21 protein-coding genes and 2 tRNA genes are annotated in these 18,821 nt (G+C 66.6%); 12 read left to right on the top strand and 11 right to left on the bottom strand.

The genetic code is table 11. From position 1 onward, the window contains the following. Positions 1 to 117: 117 nt before the first annotated feature. Complete coding sequence (locus tag B4V04_RS17080; protein ID WP_498232866.1) at positions 118 to 1,467, top strand: KaiC domain-containing protein; 1,350 nt, start codon at positions 118 to 120, stop codon at positions 1,465 to 1,467. A gap of 260 nt (positions 1,468 to 1,727) precedes the next feature. Here the strand turns inward: B4V04_RS17080 and B4V04_RS17075 are convergent. Then, a tRNA-Gly gene (locus tag B4V04_RS17075) sits at positions 1,728 to 1,798 on the bottom strand. 339 nt (positions 1,799 to 2,137) lie between these two features. Between B4V04_RS17075 and B4V04_RS17070 the strand changes: the two genes are divergently transcribed. Both B4V04_RS17070 and B4V04_RS17065 read left to right on the top strand, forming a co-directional pair. Then, on the top strand, positions 2,138 to 2,575 hold the full coding sequence (locus tag B4V04_RS17070) for a hypothetical protein (RefSeq protein WP_144796301.1): 438 nt from the start codon (positions 2,138 to 2,140) through the stop codon (positions 2,573 to 2,575). 203 nt (positions 2,576 to 2,778) lie between these two features. Beyond that, on the top strand, positions 2,779 to 3,354 hold the full coding sequence (locus B4V04_RS17065; protein WP_144796299.1) for a hypothetical protein: 576 nt from the start codon (positions 2,779 to 2,781) through the stop codon (positions 3,352 to 3,354). 96 nt (positions 3,355 to 3,450) lie between these two features. Here the strand turns inward: B4V04_RS17065 and B4V04_RS17060 are convergent, their stop codons facing one another. Together B4V04_RS17060 and B4V04_RS17055 are read right to left on the bottom strand one after the other, a co-directional pair. Next, the gene (locus B4V04_RS17060; protein WP_498232865.1) at positions 3,451 to 4,002 is read right to left on the bottom strand and encodes a tyrosine-type recombinase/integrase; all 552 of its coding nucleotides are present in this window, start codon (positions 4,000 to 4,002) and stop codon (positions 3,451 to 3,453) included. Then, positions 3,992 to 4,594 carry a hypothetical protein gene (locus B4V04_RS17055; RefSeq protein WP_498232864.1) on the bottom strand — a complete coding sequence of 201 codons (603 nt, stop codon included), beginning with the start codon at positions 4,592 to 4,594 and terminating at the stop codon, positions 3,992 to 3,994. The genes B4V04_RS17060 and B4V04_RS17055 overlap by 11 nt, the downstream gene beginning before the upstream one ends. A gap of 311 nt (positions 4,595 to 4,905) precedes the next feature. Between B4V04_RS17055 and B4V04_RS17050 the strand changes: the two genes are divergently transcribed. After that, positions 4,906 to 6,348 (top strand): M28 family peptidase, encoded by a 1,443-nt coding sequence (locus B4V04_RS17050; protein ID WP_498232863.1) that lies wholly within the window; start codon positions 4,906 to 4,908, stop codon positions 6,346 to 6,348. 21 nt (positions 6,349 to 6,369) lie between these two features. Here B4V04_RS17050 and nadE read toward each other — a convergent pair whose 3' ends face one another. Beyond that, positions 6,370 to 7,320 carry an NAD(+) synthase gene (gene nadE, locus B4V04_RS17045; RefSeq protein ID WP_498232862.1) on the bottom strand — a complete coding sequence of 317 codons (951 nt, stop codon included), beginning with the start codon at positions 7,318 to 7,320 and terminating at the stop codon, positions 6,370 to 6,372. A 421-nt stretch (positions 7,321 to 7,741) separates the two neighbouring features. Here nadE and B4V04_RS17040 point away from each other — a divergent pair, with 421 nt between their 5' ends. After that, positions 7,742 to 8,290, top strand: a complete 549-nt coding sequence (locus tag B4V04_RS17040; protein WP_498232861.1) for an Rrf2 family transcriptional regulator — start codon at positions 7,742 to 7,744, stop codon at positions 8,288 to 8,290. Here the strand turns inward: B4V04_RS17040 and truA are convergent. Next, the gene (gene truA, locus B4V04_RS17035; RefSeq protein WP_498232860.1) at positions 8,287 to 9,201 is read right to left on the bottom strand and encodes a tRNA pseudouridine(38-40) synthase TruA; all 915 of its coding nucleotides are present in this window, start codon (positions 9,199 to 9,201) and stop codon (positions 8,287 to 8,289) included. The genes B4V04_RS17040 and truA overlap by 4 nt on opposite strands. Continuing rightward, positions 9,198 to 9,689: a universal stress protein gene (locus tag B4V04_RS17030; RefSeq protein ID WP_498232859.1), complete on the bottom strand. Its 492-nt coding sequence runs from the start codon at positions 9,687 to 9,689 to the stop codon at positions 9,198 to 9,200. The genes truA and B4V04_RS17030 overlap by 4 nt, the downstream gene beginning before the upstream one ends. A gap of 129 nt (positions 9,690 to 9,818) precedes the next feature. On the opposite strand from B4V04_RS17030, the gene B4V04_RS17025 reads away from it, so the two are divergent. Further along, a complete protein-coding gene (locus B4V04_RS17025) occupies positions 9,819 to 10,385 on the top strand; it encodes a peptidylprolyl isomerase (RefSeq protein WP_498232858.1) in 567 nt (188 codons plus the stop codon). Between the two features lie 148 nt (positions 10,386 to 10,533). Here the strand turns inward: B4V04_RS17025 and B4V04_RS17020 are convergent, their stop codons facing one another. From B4V04_RS17020 to B4V04_RS17005, 4 genes are all read right to left on the bottom strand, one after another. After that, positions 10,534 to 10,716, bottom strand: a complete 183-nt coding sequence (locus B4V04_RS17020; RefSeq protein ID WP_498232857.1) for a hypothetical protein — start codon at positions 10,714 to 10,716, stop codon at positions 10,534 to 10,536. A gap of 179 nt (positions 10,717 to 10,895) precedes the next feature. Beyond that, entirely contained in the window at positions 10,896 to 11,843 is a 948-nt protein-coding gene (locus B4V04_RS17015; RefSeq protein WP_498232856.1) for a D-2-hydroxyacid dehydrogenase, read from the bottom strand. A gap of 112 nt (positions 11,844 to 11,955) precedes the next feature. Further along, entirely contained in the window at positions 11,956 to 13,152 is a 1,197-nt protein-coding gene (locus B4V04_RS17010) for a cystathionine gamma-synthase (RefSeq protein ID WP_498232855.1), read from the bottom strand. 119 nt (positions 13,153 to 13,271) lie between these two features. After that, positions 13,272 to 13,382: transfer RNA gene (locus B4V04_RS17005), tRNA-Glu, on the bottom strand. Between the two features lie 306 nt (positions 13,383 to 13,688). Between B4V04_RS17005 and B4V04_RS17000 the strand changes: the two genes are divergently transcribed. The 6 genes from B4V04_RS17000 (at position 13,689) to B4V04_RS16975 (ending at position 17,106) form a co-directional block, all read left to right on the top strand. Beyond that, complete coding sequence (locus B4V04_RS17000) at positions 13,689 to 14,687, top strand: PhoU domain-containing protein (RefSeq protein ID WP_498232854.1); 999 nt, start codon at positions 13,689 to 13,691, stop codon at positions 14,685 to 14,687. 40 nt (positions 14,688 to 14,727) lie between these two features. Beyond that, a complete protein-coding gene (locus tag B4V04_RS16995) occupies positions 14,728 to 15,111 on the top strand; it encodes a DUF7971 family protein (protein WP_498232853.1) in 384 nt (127 codons plus the stop codon). Positions 15,112 to 15,230: 119 nt separating this feature from the next. Continuing rightward, the gene (locus B4V04_RS16990) at positions 15,231 to 15,512 is read left to right on the top strand and encodes a ubiquitin-like small modifier protein 1 (RefSeq protein WP_498232852.1); all 282 of its coding nucleotides are present in this window, start codon (positions 15,231 to 15,233) and stop codon (positions 15,510 to 15,512) included. After that, entirely contained in the window at positions 15,509 to 15,853 is a 345-nt protein-coding gene (locus B4V04_RS16985) for a MoaD-like domain-containing protein (RefSeq protein ID WP_498232851.1), read from the top strand. Before B4V04_RS16990 ends, B4V04_RS16985 begins: the two co-directional genes overlap by 4 nt. Next, positions 15,853 to 16,290, top strand: a complete 438-nt coding sequence (locus B4V04_RS16980; RefSeq protein ID WP_498232850.1) for a DUF8048 family protein — start codon at positions 15,853 to 15,855, stop codon at positions 16,288 to 16,290. Before B4V04_RS16985 ends, B4V04_RS16980 begins: the two co-directional genes overlap by 1 nt. Before the next feature lie 96 nt (positions 16,291 to 16,386). Then, the gene (locus tag B4V04_RS16975) at positions 16,387 to 17,106 is read left to right on the top strand and encodes a fumarylacetoacetate hydrolase family protein (RefSeq protein WP_144796268.1); all 720 of its coding nucleotides are present in this window, start codon (positions 16,387 to 16,389) and stop codon (positions 17,104 to 17,106) included. Between the two features lie 465 nt (positions 17,107 to 17,571). Here the strand turns inward: B4V04_RS16975 and B4V04_RS16970 are convergent, their stop codons facing one another. Continuing rightward, a complete protein-coding gene (locus B4V04_RS16970; RefSeq protein ID WP_498232849.1) occupies positions 17,572 to 18,792 on the bottom strand; it encodes a DUF418 domain-containing protein in 1,221 nt (406 codons plus the stop codon). Between the last annotated feature and the right edge of the window lie 29 nt (positions 18,793 to 18,821).

Below are 18,821 nucleotides of genomic sequence, written 5' to 3'. Positions count from 1 at the left end.
CACCGATTCTCCCCGCCGGACAAAAGGATGCGGACTTCGGCTCCGGGTTCCGGAAAGTTTCAAGCCGGCCGCCCGCGTTGCCCGACACATGTCGACCCCCCACGGCCGACTGGAACGATGAGCGAGGAGGACGACTGGTTCGAGCGCGCGTTGCGCGACCTCGACGAGGAGTCCGACCGCTCGATCGACGACGAGGCCGACGACGCAGAGGCCGACGAGGGAGAGGGCGTGGGTGACGGTTCCGGGAGCGACGAGGCCCCCGACCACGGAACGGAGGGAGACGACCCGTTCGGCGGGGTCCGCGACGAAACTGACGAGACGGGCCAGACGGGCGGAACTGACGGGACGGGCGGAACGGCGCCCGAGGACGGAGACGACGACGCCGAGAGCGATCCGTTCGGCGCGGGGTCGTTCGGCGACGACGATCCGTTCGGCGGAGGGGGATCCAGTGAGACGGACTCGTCGGGTGAACCGACCGGTGGCGACTTCGGCGGTGGCGATTTCGGCGGTAGCGACTTCGGTAGTGGCGATTTCGGCGGTAGCGACTTCGACGGCGGCTCCGACGGGTCCGGCGGGGACCCCTTCGGCGACGGGTCGTTCGGCGATGACGACCCGTTCGGCGGGTATCGCAACCGCGCTCAGGGCGGATCCGACGACTTCGGGTCAGACGACTTCGGATCCGACGACTTCGGGTTCGGCGACTTCGGCGGCGGCGGTGGAGACGGGACCGAGCCCGGATTCGACGTCGACCCGGACGAGTTCGAGTCGTCGATCGAGCGCACCGACGTCGGCATCGAGGGGCTCGACGAGATGATCCTCGGCGGCGTCCCGCGTCGCTCCCTGCTCTCCGTCATCGGCGGGGCGGGGACGGGGAAGACGACGTTCGCGCTCCAGTTCCTCAACGAGGCGCTCGAATCCGGGGGAAAGGGCGTGTACATCACGTTAGAGCAGACGCGCGAGTCGATCCTCTCGACCGCGTCGGAGAAGGGGTGGGCGTTCCGCGACCACGCCGACGAGGGCCGCCTCGCCGTCGTCGCCATCGACCCCATCGAGATGGCGAACTCGCTGGCCTCGATCCGGAACGACCTCGTCCGGCTCATCGCCGAGTTCGACGCCGACCGGCTGGTGCTCGACTCCGTCTCCCTGCTGGAGATGATGTACGACCACCCCGCGAAGCGGCGCTCGGAGGTGTTCGGGTTCACTCGGTCGCTGAAGGAGGCCGGCGTGACGACGCTGTTGACCTCGGAGGCGAGCCAGGAGACGCCGTACGCCTCCCGACACGGGATCGTCGAGTACCTCACTGACGCGGTGTTCGTGCTGCAGTACGTCCGCGGCTCCGACTTCCGCGAGACCCGGCTCGCCGTCGAGATCCAGAAGATCCGCGACGCGAACCACTCCCGAGAGACGAAGCCGTACGAGATCACCGACACCGGGATCTCCGTCTACGGCCAGGCGAACATCTTCTGACGGGCGCGTTCGCGCGGGACACGACTGATAGGGTTCAATTCTCCGGCACACCTGCGGCTCACGACGCTGGTCGCCGCAGGAATGCGCCGTCCGGGAGTCACGCGAGCGGAGCGAGCGTGACAACGGACGGTGCACGACCGAAGGGAGTGCACCGTCCGGAAATTGAACCGGAATCAGACGTGCTCGCTCCGCTGCGCGCGACTGATAGGGTTCAATTCACCTGGCATACCCGTGGCTCGCGATATTGCTCGCCACGGGTATGCACCGTCCGGGAATTGAACCCGGGCTATTAGCTTGGGAAGCTAATGTCCTACCACTGGACCAACGGTGCTTACAATCGGCAACAAGTTCCGGATGTTGCCCCTGTTTGATCTCGCATTTGGCTAAAACGTATCCTCTGGTATAAACTCATTCATTGTGCTACCACGAGGGGCAGTACAGTATCTCAAGGAAACACAACATCTGTTCCGCTCAAAGAATTGTTATAAGCGGTCAGATCTGTTGAAATCCTATTCTTCCGATTCAAAACAGGATGAAACAGCTGGTCGCTAAAGAGTGCTTATTGAACCCGGTCATAGAGTACCTGCTCGTTTTGGGTACTATCTATATCTCTAATTTCCCGCGACCTTCTCGGTGAAAATCTTATACAACCAGAGAATCCCCATGGTGTATGGACTCACGGCTAGAATCGCTTCTTCTCGGGAAGTCGTTGAACCTATCACTTCGGTATCTCGGGTACTCAGTCATTCTCATGGCCTTGTTCTTCGGCCAGCTCTATCTTACTGGGAATTTCGAGATCGGAAACTCATTTGGTTTGCTTATGAGCCCGCTTGGAGTCACGGTATCAGCGATTATTCTGGCAGGGATACACACATATCGCAACGACGGAATACTCGTGAGTATCGCCGTCGCCGTGATCGTCATAAGCGGCTTTGCCCTGTATAGTGTCATCTCGCTTAATCACCCTCAACCTGACTATGGACTTTTAACCGGCGTGGGGGGAGCAATGTTGTATGGCGTCCCAATAGGGATTGTATCATCTACTGTTGCGTTTGCTTTACGGCGATTTTCCCCGAGCCAATCCCCTGTAGTATCTGAGAAGAAATAGAAGTATAAGCACTCCTCCACTAAGTAAACACCCGAAATCTTCAGTAGTTCACCTGTACTGAACGATCTACAGTAAATATTTCCAGGGTTGCGAGACTGAATCAACCGCGAGATCGCGCTTGCGAATTTAGCAATGGCTTCCGATAACATAGGCATATCTCCTACGAACACTTTTCACTACAACGACCATATATATATATAATCATGGATAGAAATAGAATTAGAGTGTTAGCTGGACTTGTCGGCGTCTTCGGACTTGTCATTCAGTCCGTACCGGATATTATTCTCGGTCGGGGGATTGACCGTGGATTTGAGGGCGCAATCCCGATGATAGGGAGTGTCGGGCAGACCGTGACAGTCTACAATGACATGGGCAGAATCGTTGGGCCGTTGGTGACGCTCGCTATGGCAGTCGGTCTCGGCTTGTACGTTGCCCGACGAGTCGATCTCTCTACGGAGTATCGGCGGGTCGGTGGGGCAATCGCTATCGGGAGTACAATCGGCGTCCTCGTCGCCGCCGTTCCGATACTACTCCAAATGTCGGGCATAACGTCGATGAATCTCATTACCGGCATCATATTAGTCGCAACCGTCGTCAGGATGCTCGTTGAAGTGGCACTTCTCATCACAATCGGCGCTATTGCTGGAGGCGCAATCGTCACGTTCCGGACGGATGAGGAGCGACCGGTCACACCGACCGGTGCGGATGATTCTCTATCAACCTCCCCGTCTGGATCTACACAGGAGGACTCACGCCCTGAATCTCAGCCTGCTCACTAATCACCGACCGTTATCTACCTGAGCTGTATTGAGCAATCCGTGACTCTCTTGCGCTGAAGGATCGAGAGTACAGAAAACTATCGTTTTGATTTGTTATTACCACTTTGAGTCAGCCAGTTTACCACGTTCCTCTGATCCCGAGTGAACATATCGCTCTGTTGTCTCAATTTGTTTGTGACGTAGCTGCTCTTTCGCGTTGTGAATACCCTCCTCGTTTGCCCAAAGAGTTGCAACTCCCCGCCGGATTGAGTACCAAGTGAGATCCCGATTCCGCGGCTCAATGTTTGCCCGCTCAATGAGTTTATTTAGCAGACTGTTCAGTGACCCAGAGCTGTAGGGATTCCCGTATTTGGTGAGCCAGATCGCATCGCTATCGTCGTATTTTTTCAGAGCATCACGCTCGTCCATCCAGTTACTCAGGGCGCGTGTTGCCTCACTTGACAGCACGACTTCCCACATTGAATCTCCCTTACTCGATTCCTTGGAGGGGATCACGAGTTCTTGATCGCGGAGGTTGATCCACTCTGTGTTCGACCGCTTGACCTCAATGGGTCGGAGTCCCGTGTCACAGCAGACTGCGATAATTGACGGGTACTTCCAAGAACCGGCTTCTTTGAAATCCTCCGGACCAATCTCGTCAACTTTCACCCCCATTCCGATCTGCAAGGTGATGGGACAGCCGTTCGCGCTCAATCGGGGTCAGTGACTTGTTGTTATAACTGCGAAAATCAGAGATTTCCAGCGCCGCTTCATACAGTCGACCGAGTTCGTACTTTTTGAAGTAGCTATGACTCATTGAAGAGCCACCCTTGCTGTTCAGGTATCCAGGGTCCCACTCGTAATCGCGGCCTTTTGCGCGATTGAAATATTTGAACAGTCGCTTGATCGCCTTCTGGTACTTTGCTACCTCTGACTCGGGCTTTGTCGTTCGTGCATTGAGTAGTTTGATGAGGTCGTCGGCGTCATCAGGTGTGAAATCCGTCGTGATTCCATCTTTCTCCCATTTCCAGCGGTATGCGTGCTCAATGCGATAGTGTGTCTGCCGAACCGTCTCTATCGCATATCCATCTCCCTTATCTGGAGCTTTGCCAGTCCGGAGTAACCACTTGAGGAGGTCGGTTTTGAACCCCTTGTAATTCTCTCGGTGTAGTGGAGGGTATTCTTCGAGGTCTTCTACGGTTGACTCTGCAACTGGTGAGACAGGCAATTCTACATCGTCGTCGTCAATCGTGTCGAACATGGCTGATTCATGTAGTAGCCCTGAGGGGTTGGCAAACCGCAGTACTGCGTGGGGATTGCCGGATTAGTGTTAGACCAGTATATTACTGACCTATTTTCACTACCAAATTCGGAGGAAAGTGGGTATACCGCGCGTCTTAGCTCCCAACGCACCAGTACCCGATTGAACCGACGGGCTATTAGGTTGGGAAGCTAATGTCCTACCACTGGACCAACGGTGCTCGGCCGGAATTACCCGACGGCCACACTTTAACATAGCGTTTCCGGTGCCGGGAGCCACACGCTTATCCGCACACCGACGGAGTCGTTTGCATGCACTCACAGCCGACCGTAACCGACGTGTCAGCCGATCCGGTGGCCGTCGAGCGCGTCCGCGAGCGACGCGACGCGCTCGCCCCGGCGCTGGGCCGAACGTGGACGGACGACGAGCCGTGGCGCTTCCTCACCGACCTCACCGCGATCGGGAGCCGCATGGCCGGCAGCGACGGGGAGCGCCGGGCGGCGGGAGTCGTCGCGGAGGCGTTCGAGCGCGCGGGACTCGCCGACGTCGACACCGAGCCGTTCGAGCTTGACGCCTGGGAGCGCGGGAGCGCGGCGCTCCGGGTTCGGGTCCCCGACCGAGGCGGTGAGGGGACCGCCCGCGAGTTCGAGTCGATCGCGCTCCCGTACTCGCCCGCCGGGGAGGTCGCCGGCGAGCTCGTCGACGTCGGGTACGGCACCCCCGCCGAGATCGACGAGCGCGACGTCGAGGGGCGGATCGTCGTCGCCTCGACGACGACGCCGGGCGGGCGGTTCGTCCACCGGATGGAGAAGTTCGGCTACGCGATCGACGCCGGCGCGGTCGGCTTCGTCTTCGTCAACCACCTCGACGGCCAGCTCCCGCCGACCGGCTCGCTGACGTTCGGCGACGAGGCCGACGCGGTCGCCGTCGGCGTCTCCAAGGAGACCGGCGCGTGGCTCCGCGAGTACGCGGCCGGCGGGGGCGGCGCAGGCGGGACGCCCGGCGCGGGAGACCCCGCGGCCGAGGCAGAGATCGCGGTCGAGGCGACGACCGCCCCCGGCGAGAGCCGGAACGTCGTCGGTCGCGCGGGGCCCGACACGGACGAGCGTCTCCTGCTGCTCGCCCACTACGACGCTCACGACATCGCCGAGGGGGCGCTCGACAACGGCTGCGGGATCGCGACCGTCGCGACGGCGGCGGGGATCCTGACCGAGGCCGACCTCCCGATCGGCGTCGACGTCGTCGCCGTCGGCGCCGAGGAAGTGGGTCTGCTCGGCGCGGAGCACCTGGCCGAGACGGTCGACCTCGACCGGATCCGCGGCGTCGTCAACGTCGACGGCGCGGGGCGATTCCGCGACCTCGTCGCGCTCGCGCACGCCTCGGACGCGGCCGCGTCGGTCGCGCAGGCGGTGTCGACGGCGACCCACCAGCCGATCGCGGTGGAGGCGGAGCCGCACCCGTTCTCCGACCAGTGGCCGTTCGTCCGCCGCGGAGTGCCGGCGCTCCAGCTCCACAGCGACTCCGGCGACCGCGGTCGGGGGTGGGGCCACACGCGCGCCGACACGCGGGACAAGGTCGACGACCGCAACGTCCGGGAGCACGCGATGCTGACGGCCCTACTCGTCTGCGAGTTCGCGGCGCCCGAGCGCGACGTGCCCCGGCTCGACCGCGACGGTCTCGTCGCCGAGTTCCGCGAGGCCGACTTCGAGACGGGGATGCGCGCGGCCGACCTCTGGCCCGACGGCTGGGAGTAGCGCCGGTTACCGAAGGAGCGACTACCGCCCGCGACCGGTCGGCACGTCCGGAGTCGTGCGCTTGTGGGCCGTGGCCCGGTGTCGGGCGAGCAGGTCGGCGACGGTCCCCTCGTCGACGTCGACCCCGGCGTCCTCGCCCTCCGACAGCCGATCCGCGATCAACGCGGCGTCGAGCCCGCGGTCGACGCCGAGTCGGAGCACGCGGTCGATGACCTCGTACGGGGCGCCGAGGTCGTCGGCGTCGCGCTGGCCGGGGAGGAACCCCGCGGTCGGCGGCTTCTCGACGACGAACTCCGGGACGTCGAGCTCGGCCGCGAGCGCGCGGACCTCGGTCTTGTACAGGTGTCCGATCGGGTGCACGTCCGCGCCGCCGTCGCCGTGTTTCGTGAAGTAGCCGAGCAGCAGCTCGCTCCGGTTGGCCGTGCCGCAGACGAGCCGGTCCGTCGCGTTGGCGGCGAGATACGCGAGCGTCATCCGGAGCCGCGCGACCGCGTTGCCGGAGAGGACGGGTTCGTCGTGGAGATCGAAGCGGTCGGGGGCGACCGCGCCGAGCTGCGCGAACAGCGGGTGGAGGTGGACCGTGTCGTGGTCGATCCCGAGCGCGTCCGCGAGCGCCTCCGCGTCGCGGGCGTGGTGCGCGCCGACCTTGTTACACGGGAGGATCAGACCGTAGACTCGATCGGCGCCGAGCGCCTCGACCGCGAGCGCCGCCGTCACCGTCGAGTCGAGCCCGCCGCTCATGTTGACGACGACCCCCTCCGCGCCGGCGGCCGCGACCGACGACTCGACGAAGGATCGGATGCGGTCGCGCTCGCCGCCGGGGTTCCGGAGCCCGAGGTCGCGGTCGGCGGCGGCGTCGGGGGACGTTCCGTCGGCCGTTCCGCCCTCGTCGCGTGCTCTCGACGGGACCGCGCTCGCGACCCGGTCGTCCAGTGCGTCGCCCTCGAAGGCCGGGGATCCGCGCTCGCTCATCCGCCGGCACCCCGGTCGGTCGCTCGGGTCGTCGCTCGGCGACTCCACCGTACGGTGCGGTCGGGTTCCGCGCATCGGGGGCGACGCGGCCGCAGTCGGTCGTCGGTTCGACGGTTCATGATCACCCGCCGCTTCCGAACGAACGGGTAAATACTCACTGTGTAGATTGTATAAGGTATTACGCTTTCTTTTCTATATACGTCATAATTCTGGATTTAGCCTGACCAAATGCAGATTTATAGCCCGAAATACCGCACACATACGTTACTGATCCTCTCGAACCCCATCAAGATTCTTATTCACATATTCTCGCCGCCAGATACAAGACGTTCGTCAGGTTATGAACTAGAAATTTACTGTAACGAGAATATAAGGTGCGGAGAAGAAAACATTTATCAATCTATGTTTGCTGCTTTCGGTCATGTCGACGATACGGCTCACGTCGAGTCAGAAACGCGTGTTGACCGCGCTCGTAAACCTCGCGGAGAACACCGATCGGCCGGTGTCCGGGAGCGAGATCGCCGACTCGATCGACCGCAACGCGGGCACGGTCCGAAATCGAATGCAGAGCCTCCGGGACCTCAGGTTGGTCGAGGGGGTTCCGGGTCCCAACGGCGGCTACGTCCCCACCGACGGCGCCTACGAGGCCCTCGGCGTCGAGCGGATGGACGACGCCGAGACCACCCCGGTCGCCGTCGACGGCGAGCCGGTAGAGGGGGTGAACGTCGAGGATATAGACCTCTCCAGCGTCGCCAACCCCGAGCTCTGCCGCGCGGAGCTCGTGATCCGGGGCCCGGTCGGTTCCTTCGAGGCCGGCGACCGCGTCACCGTGGGCCCGACGCCGGCCGCCGGGCTCCGGCTCTCGGGGACCGTCGACGCCACGCACGTCGACGGCAACACCCTCCTGTTGCGCGTCGACGGGATGGAGACCGCGGCCGCCGACGCGGCCGACGTGAGCGCGGCCGATTAAGCGGTGTCGTCGTCGCGTCGCTCCTCGGGACCGCCCCGGCCCCTCACCGCGATCCGGTCGCGGATCGATCCCGTCGCCGCCGCGACGTGGCGGGCCGTTCGGTACCGCTCCCCGAAGGCGACGCGGGCGCTCTCGGCGGCCTCCCGGTCGACGCCGAAGGCGACCCCGTCGTACGCGACGTCCCACAGCACCAGGGGCTCGGGCGGCGCGGGACCGACTCCGATCTCGCCCGGCACCGGCTCCGCGTCGAGGAGGCGGTCGATCCGCGACGGCTCGGTGTGCCCCCGACCGACCGACCGAACCGCGGCGACGAGCCGCCGGACGAGCGCGCGCGGGAAGCCGTCGGCGGCGACCTCGATCACGAGCAGATCGCCGTCCCGCGTCGCGGTCGCGGTCAGGTCCCGGACGGTTCCCGCGTCGTCGCTCGTCAGGTTGTGGAAGTCGTGTCGCCCCGAGAGCCGGTCGAGGGCGTCGCGGACGCGGTCGTCCTCCACGGAGTGGGTCGGGTCCGCCGACGCGGTCCCCGACTCGGGCGCGTAGAGGTGATACCGGTACGTTCGCCTGACCGCGTCGTGGGTCGCGTGGAACCCGTTCGGGACGTCGGCGGCCGCCCAGACCCGCACCGATCCGGGGAGGTGGCCGTTGAACGCCCGCGGCGTGAGCCACGCCGGCGCCTCGAACGCGACCGTCTGCGCGACGGCGGCGACCCCGGCGTCGGTGCGTCCCGCCGCGGCGTACCCCGGGGGCGTCGCGTGCGTCGGCCCGTCGCCGCGGTCGAGGATCCCGTGCTCGGCGAGCGCCCGGAGGAGGGTCCCCTCGACGGTCGTCGCGTGGGGCTGACGCTGGAAGCCGGCGTACTCGCGTCCGTCGTACGCGACCCGGAACGCGCGGGTCGTCGCGGCGGCGGTCACGTCCCGTCGGCGGCCTGCCCGTCGTCGGCGCTCGCGGCCGTTTCGTCCACTTCGTCGTCGGGGTCGGCCATCGGAACGGTGACGACGGGAACGGGCGAGACCCGGACCACCTTCTCGGTGACGCTCCCCAGGAGGACTCGCCGGAGGCCGCTGCGGGTGTGACTCGGCATCACGACGATGTCGGCGCCCGCGTCCGCGATGGCGTTCTCGATGACGTCGACCGGCTCCCCCTGTCGGAGGGAGCCGACGACGTCGACGCCGGCGGCCTCCAGCTCCGCGGTCACCGCCTCGACGCGCTCCTGCGCCGCGGACTCGACGCGCTCGGCGAAGGCGCCGGCGTGCGGTCCGCGGAGCGTCCGGGCGAGCGTGTCGACCGCGCTCACGACGTGGACGGTCGCGTCGTAGCGCTCGGCGAGGCTGGCCGCGTGCGGGACCGCGTCGTTCGCCTCGCCGCCGGGCGCGACGGGGAGGAGGATGTCGTCGTACATACGCGACACTGCTCGGGCCGGGTGCAAAACGATACCGGCCGGATCGGCGTTCGGAAGCCGAGGCTCCCGGCGGCGCCCGCGACGACTCGGATGGGTAGGGTTTTCCGACGCGCGTCCCTCCACGGCGACATGGCACGAGAGGTTTCCAATCCCGACAACCCGCAGGTGACGCTCCACACGAACCACGGCGACGTCGTCGTCGAGCTGTTCGCCGACCGCGCCCCGAAGACGGTCGAGAACTTCCTCGGACTGGCGCGTCACGACCCCGCCGCGGACGCCGACCCCGCGCGCGACACCAACACGTGGGCGGACCCCGACTCGGGCGAGGTCCGCGGCGACTCGCTGTACGAGGGGAACGTCTTCCACCGCGTCATCGAGGACTTCATGATCCAGGGCGGCGACCCGCAGGAGAACGGCCGCGGCGGCCCCGGCTACCAGTTCGACGACGAGTTCCACGACGACCTCACCCACGACGGCCCGGGGATCCTCTCGATGGCGAACTCCGGCCCGAACACCAACGGCTCGCAGTTCTTCATCACGCTGGACGCGACGCCGCACCTCGACGGCAAGCACGCCGTCTTCGGCCAGGTTATCGACGGGATGGACGTCGTCGAGGAGATCGGCGCCGTGCCGACCGACCGCCGCGACGAGCCCCGCGACACGGTCGAGATCGAGCAGCTCACCGTCGACGAGTAGGACTCCGTTCGCGGAGTCGTCTCCGCGGAGATCCCCGTCGGGGGATCCGCCTCCCCCGTTTTCGAACGAGCCAATCGGCTTGTCGCGCGCGTCAGCGACTGTTCCCGAGCGCGACCGCCGACGATCGCCGATGTCGCGCTCGGGCGGTTCACCGGGTCGACGCCTCTCCACGGGACAGGTAGTACCCGTACAGTCCGACGATCCCCGAGATCCACAGGAGGACCGTATACGGCCAGACGAGGCCGAACCCCTGCCCATAGACCCGGATCGCCCCGAAGCAAGCAATCACGCCCAACAGAATAGCGAGCCGCTGGAGGGAGTCGCCTCTCATCGAATCGCGATTTGGACGCCACGAGCGTATAAGTTATCCACGATCCCGTCCGCCCGAACTGGCGGCGCGCGAGGCGGCCGGCGCGCACCGTTCGGCGACCGACTGGTTCGTGAGCGTCCCGTCGACGTTGTCGAGGAGATCCGTGCGAAGCGTTGGCACTAACCGCCCCGGCGGGCTTCTCACACCACCCGATTCTCCAGCTCCTCGCCGCCGTCGAGCCGGTCGAGGTTGCCGGCGAGGATGTCGGCGACGCGGTCGTAGTAGTACGGGGTGTGCCCCGCGTTGTGCGGGGTGATCGTGACGTTGCCCAGCCCCCACAGCGGGTGGTCCTCGGGGAGCGGCTCGGGGTCGGTCACGTCGAGCGCGGCCCCGCGGATCCGGCTGTTCCGGAGCGAGGAGACGAGCGCGTCGGTGTCGACGATCGGCCCGCGCGCGATGTTGATCAGGACGGAGTCGGAGCGCATCGTCTTCAGCGCCTCCTCGTCGACGAGCCCCCGCGTCGTCTCGGTGAGCGGGCACGCGAGCACCACGTACTCCGCGTCCGCGATCGCCTCGTGGAACTCGTCGAAGCCGTACACCGCGTCTGCCGGCCCGCCCTTCTCCGGGGAGTACCGGACGCCGACGCTGTCGACGTCGAACGCCTCCAGCCGGTCGAGGACCGTCCGGCCGATGGCGCCGAGCCCGACGACGGCGACCGTCGAGCCGTACACCTCGGTCGTCTCGTAGGTGCGCCACTCGCGCTCGGCCTTCTGCCGGTGCGCGCGCGGCCACTGGCGGGCGTGAGTGATCATCGACCCGACGACGTACTCGGCGATGTTCGGCCCGTGGACGCCCGAGGCGTTCGTCACGGCGACCCCGCGGTCCGCGAGCGCGTCGCTCGGGAGGTGGCCGGTCCCGGCGAACACGCAGGCGAACAGCTCGAGCTCCTCGGCGGCGGCCAGCAGCTCCTCGTCGATGTGGAGCCCGACCGCGGCGCGGGCGCTCGCGATCAGCTCGCGCTCCTCCGCCGGCGTCCGCGCCAGCGCGATCTCGCGGTCGGGGAGTCGCTCGCGGAGCGACGCGACGAGGTCCGACGCGTCCGATCCGTGGATCGTCTGTCGCAGCACGAGTACGTCTGGATCGCTCATGGCGACGCCACTCGGCGCGACCCTTATAAAGGGTGCCCGTGCGGCGAAGGGTGCCGGCTTCGGCGCGGGGAGCGGCGGCCGACGCGAGACGGACCCGACGGCCCGCCCTCGTTCACTCCAGCGCCGCGTCGAAGGCGGCCTGCAGGTCGGCCTTCATGTCGTCGACGTGTTCGAGGCCGACGGAGACGCGGATGAGCCCGTCCGTGAGCCCGGCCGCGAGGCGCTCCTCGCGCGGGATCGCGGCGTGGGTCATCGCGGCCGGCTGCTCGATGAGGCTCTCGACGCCGCCGAGCGACTCCGCGAGCGTGAACACGTCGGTCTCGCTCACGACGGTCGACGCCTGGTCGAGCGTCCCGTCGAACTCGAAGGAGAGCATGCCGCCGAAGGCGTCCATCTGCTCGGCCGCGAGCTCGTGGTCCGGGTGGCTCTCGAGGCCGGGGTAGTAGACGCGACTCACGTCGTCGTGGGATTCCAGCCACTCCGCGAGCGCCATGGCGTTCTCGCAGTGGCGGTCCATCCGCACCGGGAGCGTCTTGGTCCCGCGGAGCACGAGGAAGGAGTCGAACGGGCCGGGCGTCGCGCCCACCGAGTTCTGGTAGAAGCCGAGCCGCTCGTCGAGCCCGTCGTCGTCGACGATCAGCGCGCCGCCGATCGTGTCGGAGTGCCCGCCGAGGTACTTCGTCAGCGACTGGCAGACGACGTCCGCGCCGTGTTCGAGCGGGCGCTGGAGGTACGGCGTCGCGAACGTGTTGTCGACGGCGCAGAGCGCGTCGTTGGCGTGGGCGATCTCCGCGAGCGCGCCGATGTCGTTGACGTTCATCAGGGGGTTCGTCGGCGTCTCGACCCACACCAGCTCCGTCTCCTCGCGCATCGCCTCCCGGACCGCGTCGTGGTCGGTGGTGTCGACGAAGGTCGTGTCGACGTCGTACTCGTCGTACACCTGCGTGAGGATGCGGTGGGTGCCGCCGTACACGTCGTCGCCGGCGACGACGTGGTCGCCCGCGGACAACAGGTTCAACACAGTGTTGATCGCCCCCATCCCCGAAGAGAAGCAGCGCGCGTGGCTCCCCGACTCCAGCGACGCGAGGTTCGCCTCCAGGTCGGTCCGGGTCGGGTTTCCGGTCCGGCTGTACTCGTAGCCGCGGTGGTCGCCCGGCGCGTCCTGCTTATACGTGGAGTTCGCGTGGATCGGCGTCATCAGCGCGCCGGTCTCGGGGTCCGGCTCCTGCCCCGCGTGGATCGCGCGGGTCTCGAAGCGAGAACGGTCGCCGTCGCGTACCGTCGCGTCGTCGTCGGACTGCTCGGTCATACCGGAGCGTCGTCGGCGAGCGCCGTGATTCTTCCCCTTCGGAGCAGGGACGAACCGACGGCATCGGAGGCAGAGACGAGACGGCGGCACCGCTGCTCGCTGTGTGGGTTCGCGAGAAGTGCTCGGTCAGGGATTTGAACCCTGGTCGTCGGCTGACTTCCGAACCGGCGCACCGTCGCGCCGCATCCGTCGAAAGGCCAACATGATTGGCCGGACTACACCAACCGAGCGCGATTTCCGCTTGTGCCGCATCCGATTTAACTCTTCTCAACTCCCGTCACCGTGGGACGTATCGGCACGGTTCCGGTCTCCGAATTCGGACGCGTCGCCGCCGGGATACGCCGACGGGAGAACGCCTCTCCGAGAGAATATATAGGAATATATAAATCAGTGGTCTCGACTCGTTTTGACGCTCCGTCGTCGGCCGAAATTTGGTACGAGCGGTACAAAAATGCCTTCTGAGGCCACCTGTGGTTATCTGAACGCTAGTATATATCTTGGACAAGCTTAAGGGAGATCGCGTGCGACACGTAGGCATGGAAACGAGGAAGGTGCAGGTCACCGGCGGCTCGACGTACACGGTCTCGATCCCGAAGACGTGGGCGACCGAGAACGACGTGGAGGCCGGCACCGAGATCGAGTTCTTCCCGGACGGCGACTCGCTGTTCCTCACGCCGCGGTCGGAGGAGGAGCGCACCCGCGGTACCCTCGACGTCAGCGACCTCTCGGGACAGGCGCTCACCCGCGCGGTGACGACGATGTACGTCAGCGGGTTCGACGTGATCGAGCTGGAGGGCGCCGAGATCACCACGGAGCAGCGCTCCGCGATACGCGAGGCGGTCCAGAGCCTCGTCGGGTTGGAGGTGTTAGAGGAGACTCGCGACCGCGTCGTCATCCAGGACCTGCTCGACTCCTCCGAGCTGTCGATCCACAACGCCGTCACCCGGATGCGGCTGATCTCGCTGTCGATGCTGGAGGACGCCATCGCCGCGCTCTCCGACCTCGACCACGATCTCGCCCGCGACGTGATCGGTCGCGACGACGACCTCGACCGGCTGTGGCTCGTCGTCTCCCGGATCTTCCGGGCGACGCTGCGCACGCCGAAGGCGGCCGAGGAGCTCGGACTCCCGCGGGAGGAGTGTTTCGACTACCACTCCAGCGCCCGCCAGCTGGAGCGGATCGGCGACCACGCGACGAAGATCGGCCACCTGACGCTCAGCATAGACGAGCCGCTGCCCGACGAGGTCGTCGAGGCGGTCAGCGAGCTCCACGGCGACGCCGTCGAGGTGATCGACACCGCGATGGACGCGCTGTTCGCCGACGACAGCGACGAGGCGACGCGGCTGGCGAACGACGCCCGCACCGGCGTCAGGGCGATCGACGAGCGGGTACGCGCGATCGACGAGCTCCTCCGCGACCTGGACCCCGCGCGCGCGCAACTGCTCGGGCTCGTGGTCGACTCCGTGCTCCGGTCGGCCGACTACGGCGGCAACATCGCGGAGACGGCCCTCCAGAAGGCCGCGCCGACGCCGTGAGTCGGGTGGGTTTTTGACCGTCCCGACCGGAGATGCGGACATGCCAGAGATAGAGCTCGGCGTGCCGCGAGGGGTCGTCGAGTCGCTCCCCGAGGAGGACGGCACCGCCGAACAGGACATGCGGCGCGCCATCGCCGGCATCCAGTCGCGGATCAACGAGGAGATCGAGGACACCGAGCCCGCGGAGGCGGCCGAGGTCGTCGCCGACGCGGTCGAGCGCATGGAGGCGCAGGCGAGCACGTACCACGAGTTCGTCCCGGAGCTGCGCGCGTGGGGGCAGTCGCCGATCTACGCCATCGCGTGGCGGAACCTCTACGTGGAGCTGATCGGTCAGCTGTACGAACACGAGTGGCTCGGCGACGAACTGGGTCGCGAGCGCAACTTCCGGCTCGTCGAGGACGGGATCCGGCTCTCGGATCTGTAGGCGACTTGCCGTTTTTCGCCGCGAGAGACCCGCCGTTTTTCGTTGCGGGCGATCCGGTCGGACCCGCAGCGATCCCCGCAGCCGCCCGTTTTTAAGCCGTGGGGGCTTGATACACCGGTATGGAACTGGAACTGCGGTTCTTCGCGACGTTTCGTGAGGCCGCCGGCGGGAAGATCGTCGAGGCGGAGTTCGCGGACGGCTCGAGCGTCGGGGACGTGTTGCGGGAGCTGGAGGGCGAGTACGAGGGGATGGCCGGTCGCCTGATCGTCGACGGCGGCCTCGCGCCCCAGATCAACGTGCTGAAGAACGGTCGCGAGGTGCTCCACCTCGACGGGTTGGAGACGAGCTTAGAGGACGGCGACCGCCTCTCGGTGTTCCCGCCGGTCGCGGGTGGCGCATGACCGCGGACGGCGAGACGGAAGCCGGCGGCGATCCCGGTGACGGCCTGCCCCCCGCGGAGGAGGGGTGGGAGCACGAGACGGTCGCGTACCGGGGGATCTCGCGGCGGCTCGCGGCCCACTACCTCGTCAATCTCGGCGGGGAGCTCGTCGGCACGGACGACCCGGCGGAGGCGACTCGCATCGACGGCGACGGGTGGCGCGTCGCGCTCAGCGCCGAGAAGGTGACGGCCGCGGCCGCGATCGAGCTCACCGAGGTGACCGCCGAGTTCGTCGGCGACCCGGAGGCGCTGTCGGAGCTCCTCCCGAAGTACAGGCAGAAGGCGATGCGGGCCGGCGGCTGATGGCCGGCGACGAGGAGTCGTCGGGCGCGGAGTCACCGAGTGCGGAGTCGGCGTCGCCGGACGGCGACTACCCGATCGACGGCCCCGCCCTCGTGAAGACGGCGGCCCTCGCCAGCGTTCCCGCCGAGCGGCTCCCCGCCCTCCTCGCCCGCGTGCAGGCGGACCTGGGCCCGCGGATCGACGACTACCGCCGCCGGTACGAGCGCATCGCCGAAGAACCGGACCGCGAGACGTTCCTCGTGGAACCCGACCACTGGGACGAGATCGGGGATCGGCTGGGACTCTCGGACCGGGAGCGCGACGCCGTCGCACGCGCCCACGAGACGGCGGTCGAGCGCGCGGGGTCGGGACGGACGCGGCGCGAGGAGTACGAGACCGCGCTGGAGATCCGGTCGGGGGTCGTGATCGGGACCGCGAGCGAGCGCGACGACGACTGACCGCGGCTGAGCGGGACGACCATTGACTGCGACTAAGCGCGACGACGACCGACTGCGACCGACGCCTTTTCGACGCCCCCGCGCGGACGTGCCGGCATGCGACTCGCACGCCTGCTCACGCCGGACGGACCGGTCTCCGGACGCTACGAGGACGGGACGATCGTCGCCGACGACGGCCGCTACGAGGTCGGGCGCGACGGGCGGCTCCTCCCGCCGTGCGACCCGAGCGCGCTCTACTGCGTCGGGCGGAACTACGTCGAGACGCTCGACCAGATGGAGTACGAGCGCCCGGAGGAGCCCGACTTCTTCATCAAGCCGCCGGCGAGCCTGCTCGCGCACGGCGAGTCGATCGCGTACCCCGAGTGGACCGACGAGCTGACGTACGCCGGCGAGCTGGTCGCCGTCATCGACGAGCGCTGTCGGGACCTCGACCCCGAGGAGGTCCCCGACGTCGTCCGCGGCTACACGGTCATGAACGACGTCGACGCGCTCGACCAGCAGGGCCGGACCGCGCGCAAGGCGTTCGACGGCTCCGCACCCCTCGGCCCGTGGATCGAGACCGACGTCGACCCGACGAACCTCGACATCTCGACGACGGTCGGCGGGGAGCAGCGCCAGGACGCCAACACCGAGCTGATGCTGTTCGGCCCCCACGAGATCGTCTCGTACCTCTCCGAGCGGTTCACGTTCGAGCCCGGCGACTGCGTCGCCTTCGGCAGCCCGGCGAACCCGGGGCTCGTCGAGCCCGGCGAGCGCGTCGAGATCACCTACGAGGGCGTCGGGACGCTGTCGAATCGGGTCGTCGACGAGGCGTAAGCGGGGACATTTTAAAATCGAGTGTGCGGTGGCGCGTGCCTGTGAGGCCGCCTCGCGGCCGAGGAGCACGCGCGAGGGAGTCAGTCGCCGAGCGGAGCGACGGCGACTGACGAGGCTGGGGAGGCGTGAGGTGCTGTGCGGTGCGGTACGGGGCGGGACTCAAAGGGGCAGTCGCGAGGGCGACGCATGACGACGCAAGGACCGCAGGGAGCGAGTGAAACGAGCGACCGAGGACCGTGGTTCGAGAGAGCTTCGCTCTCTCGTCATCACGAGACGCCTTTGGCGTCTCGAACGACAGCGAGTCACGCGAGCCGTCGCGACTGGGGCTTTGGACGCGTTCGTCGGCGATCTCTAGTCAACTATTTATAAGCGAGCGGCCGGGGCTTTGGCGGTGTTCACCGTGTCGCTGGCAGTAACAGAACGAACTGCAGGTGAACCGACGAAGAGACGCTCCCTATAGCTCGATCACTCCGGATTTCGCATCGGCTGCCGTTCCCCGTACGTCAGCGTCCGCCAGACCCATTCGACCGGACCGAACCGATAGTACTTGAGCCACACCACGGACAACACGACCTGTACGACCCAGATCGCGAGGACGATCCCGTACTGCTCGACGCGGGTCACGGAGCCGAACAGGCCGAGCCCGTGGCCGTAGAAGATCGAGGTCGCGAGCACGGTCTGGAGCAGGTAGTTCGTGAACGCGGTCCGGCCGACCGCGGCGAAGGTCCTCGTTACCGGACCGTCCGGCCGCCGCTTCGCGTACAGCATGACGAGCCCGAGGTAGCCGCCGGCGACGAGGAGGCTCCCCCAGTAGTTGAACTGCCGCCAGTACAGCGCCGCGCCCGCGCTCCAGTCGTTCGCCTCGATGTAGGCGACGCCGGCGACGACGACCGCAACGCCGGCGACCCCGCCCGCGACGAGCCGCTTATAAAACCGCGCCGAGCGCTCGCCGGTCAGCGCGCCCCAGCGGTACAGCGCCATCCCGAGCAGCATCACGCCGCCGACGCGCCAGAAGCTGGACCCGATGAAGCCGGTCGTCTGCCGCTGGAAGGAGGACTGAACGCGGTGGTCCATCTGCTCGAGCCAGCCGCTCCGGTAGGTCGCCACCTCCTGGCGGAGCGCGGCCTCGCTCGGCGCCCACTGCGCCGCGATCGCGTCGCCGCCGATGCTGACCGCGGCGAACAGCTCCGTCGCCGGGACGAAAAGGAGGAAGAGCCCGCCGAGCGCCGCGAGCCGTTTCGCCTCCATGTCGCGAACCGTGATGAGGAACAGGCCGGTGAAGCCGTAGGCGACGAGGATGTCGCCGTACCACAGCAGGTACGCGTGCACGAGTCCTATCGCGATGAGCACCGCGGTCCGTCGGTAGTGGAGCCGGACCGCGTCCTGGCCCTTCTCCTCTTTGCTCTCGACGAACAGCATGACTCCGGCGCCGAACAGCGCCGAGAACAGCGTGATGAGCTTCGACTGCGCGAACACGTGGCCGGCGAACCACGCCCAGTAGTTCGCGCCGGTGAAGTCGCCGTAGACGGCGGTGTCGGCGTAGACGGTGGGGTTCAACAGCGACGCCTCGGGCATCGCGAACACCCAGATGTTGATGACCAAGATGCCGAGGAGGGCGAACCCTCTGAGCGCGTCGAGGCTGACGATGCGTTCGGAGGGCGGGGTCGGGCCGGCGTCGCGTGTCACGGATTGGTTCCGAGGAGGGACCGGAGGAC

This window comes from Halorubrum sp. B52 (assembly GCF_059752555.1).
This window is presented reverse-complemented; position numbering and strand designations above follow the sequence as displayed.

Bases quoted from the DNA above. Each gene is read 5' to 3' on its own strand.
- B4V04_RS17015 (WP_498232856.1), bottom strand. From the start codon at position 11,843: ATGAGCGATCCAGACGTACTCGTGCTGCGACAGACGATCCACGGATCG.
- B4V04_RS16990 (WP_498232852.1), top strand. From the start codon at position 15,231: ATGGAACTGGAACTGCGGTTCTTCGCGACGTTTCGTGAGGCCGCCGGC.
- B4V04_RS17040 (WP_498232861.1), top strand. From the start codon at position 7,742: ATGTCGACGATACGGCTCACGTCGAGTCAGAAACGCGTGTTGACCGCG.
- B4V04_RS17055 (WP_498232864.1), bottom strand. From the start codon at position 4,594: ATGTTCGACACGATTGACGACGACGATGTAGAATTGCCTGTCTCACCA.
- B4V04_RS17050 (WP_498232863.1), top strand. From the start codon at position 4,906: ATGCACTCACAGCCGACCGTAACCGACGTGTCAGCCGATCCGGTGGCC.
- B4V04_RS17080 (WP_498232866.1), top strand. From the start codon at position 118: ATGAGCGAGGAGGACGACTGGTTCGAGCGCGCGTTGCGCGACCTCGAC.
- B4V04_RS16985 (WP_498232851.1), top strand. From the start codon at position 15,509: ATGACCGCGGACGGCGAGACGGAAGCCGGCGGCGATCCCGGTGACGGC.
- B4V04_RS17025 (WP_498232858.1), top strand. From the start codon at position 9,819: ATGGCACGAGAGGTTTCCAATCCCGACAACCCGCAGGTGACGCTCCAC.
- B4V04_RS17030 (WP_498232859.1), bottom strand. From the start codon at position 9,689: ATGTACGACGACATCCTCCTCCCCGTCGCGCCCGGCGGCGAGGCGAAC.
- B4V04_RS17065 (WP_144796299.1), top strand. From the start codon at position 2,779: ATGGATAGAAATAGAATTAGAGTGTTAGCTGGACTTGTCGGCGTCTTC.
- B4V04_RS16980 (WP_498232850.1), top strand. From the start codon at position 15,853: ATGGCCGGCGACGAGGAGTCGTCGGGCGCGGAGTCACCGAGTGCGGAG.
- nadE (WP_498232862.1), bottom strand. From the start codon at position 7,320: ATGAGCGAGCGCGGATCCCCGGCCTTCGAGGGCGACGCACTGGACGAC.
- B4V04_RS17010 (WP_498232855.1), bottom strand. From the start codon at position 13,152: ATGACCGAGCAGTCCGACGACGACGCGACGGTACGCGACGGCGACCGT.
- B4V04_RS17020 (WP_498232857.1), bottom strand. From the start codon at position 10,716: ATGAGAGGCGACTCCCTCCAGCGGCTCGCTATTCTGTTGGGCGTGATT.
- B4V04_RS16975 (WP_144796268.1), top strand. From the start codon at position 16,387: ATGCGACTCGCACGCCTGCTCACGCCGGACGGACCGGTCTCCGGACGC.
- B4V04_RS16995 (WP_498232853.1), top strand. From the start codon at position 14,728: ATGCCAGAGATAGAGCTCGGCGTGCCGCGAGGGGTCGTCGAGTCGCTC.
- B4V04_RS17000 (WP_498232854.1), top strand. From the start codon at position 13,689: ATGGAAACGAGGAAGGTGCAGGTCACCGGCGGCTCGACGTACACGGTC.
- B4V04_RS17070 (WP_144796301.1), top strand. From the start codon at position 2,138: ATGGACTCACGGCTAGAATCGCTTCTTCTCGGGAAGTCGTTGAACCTA.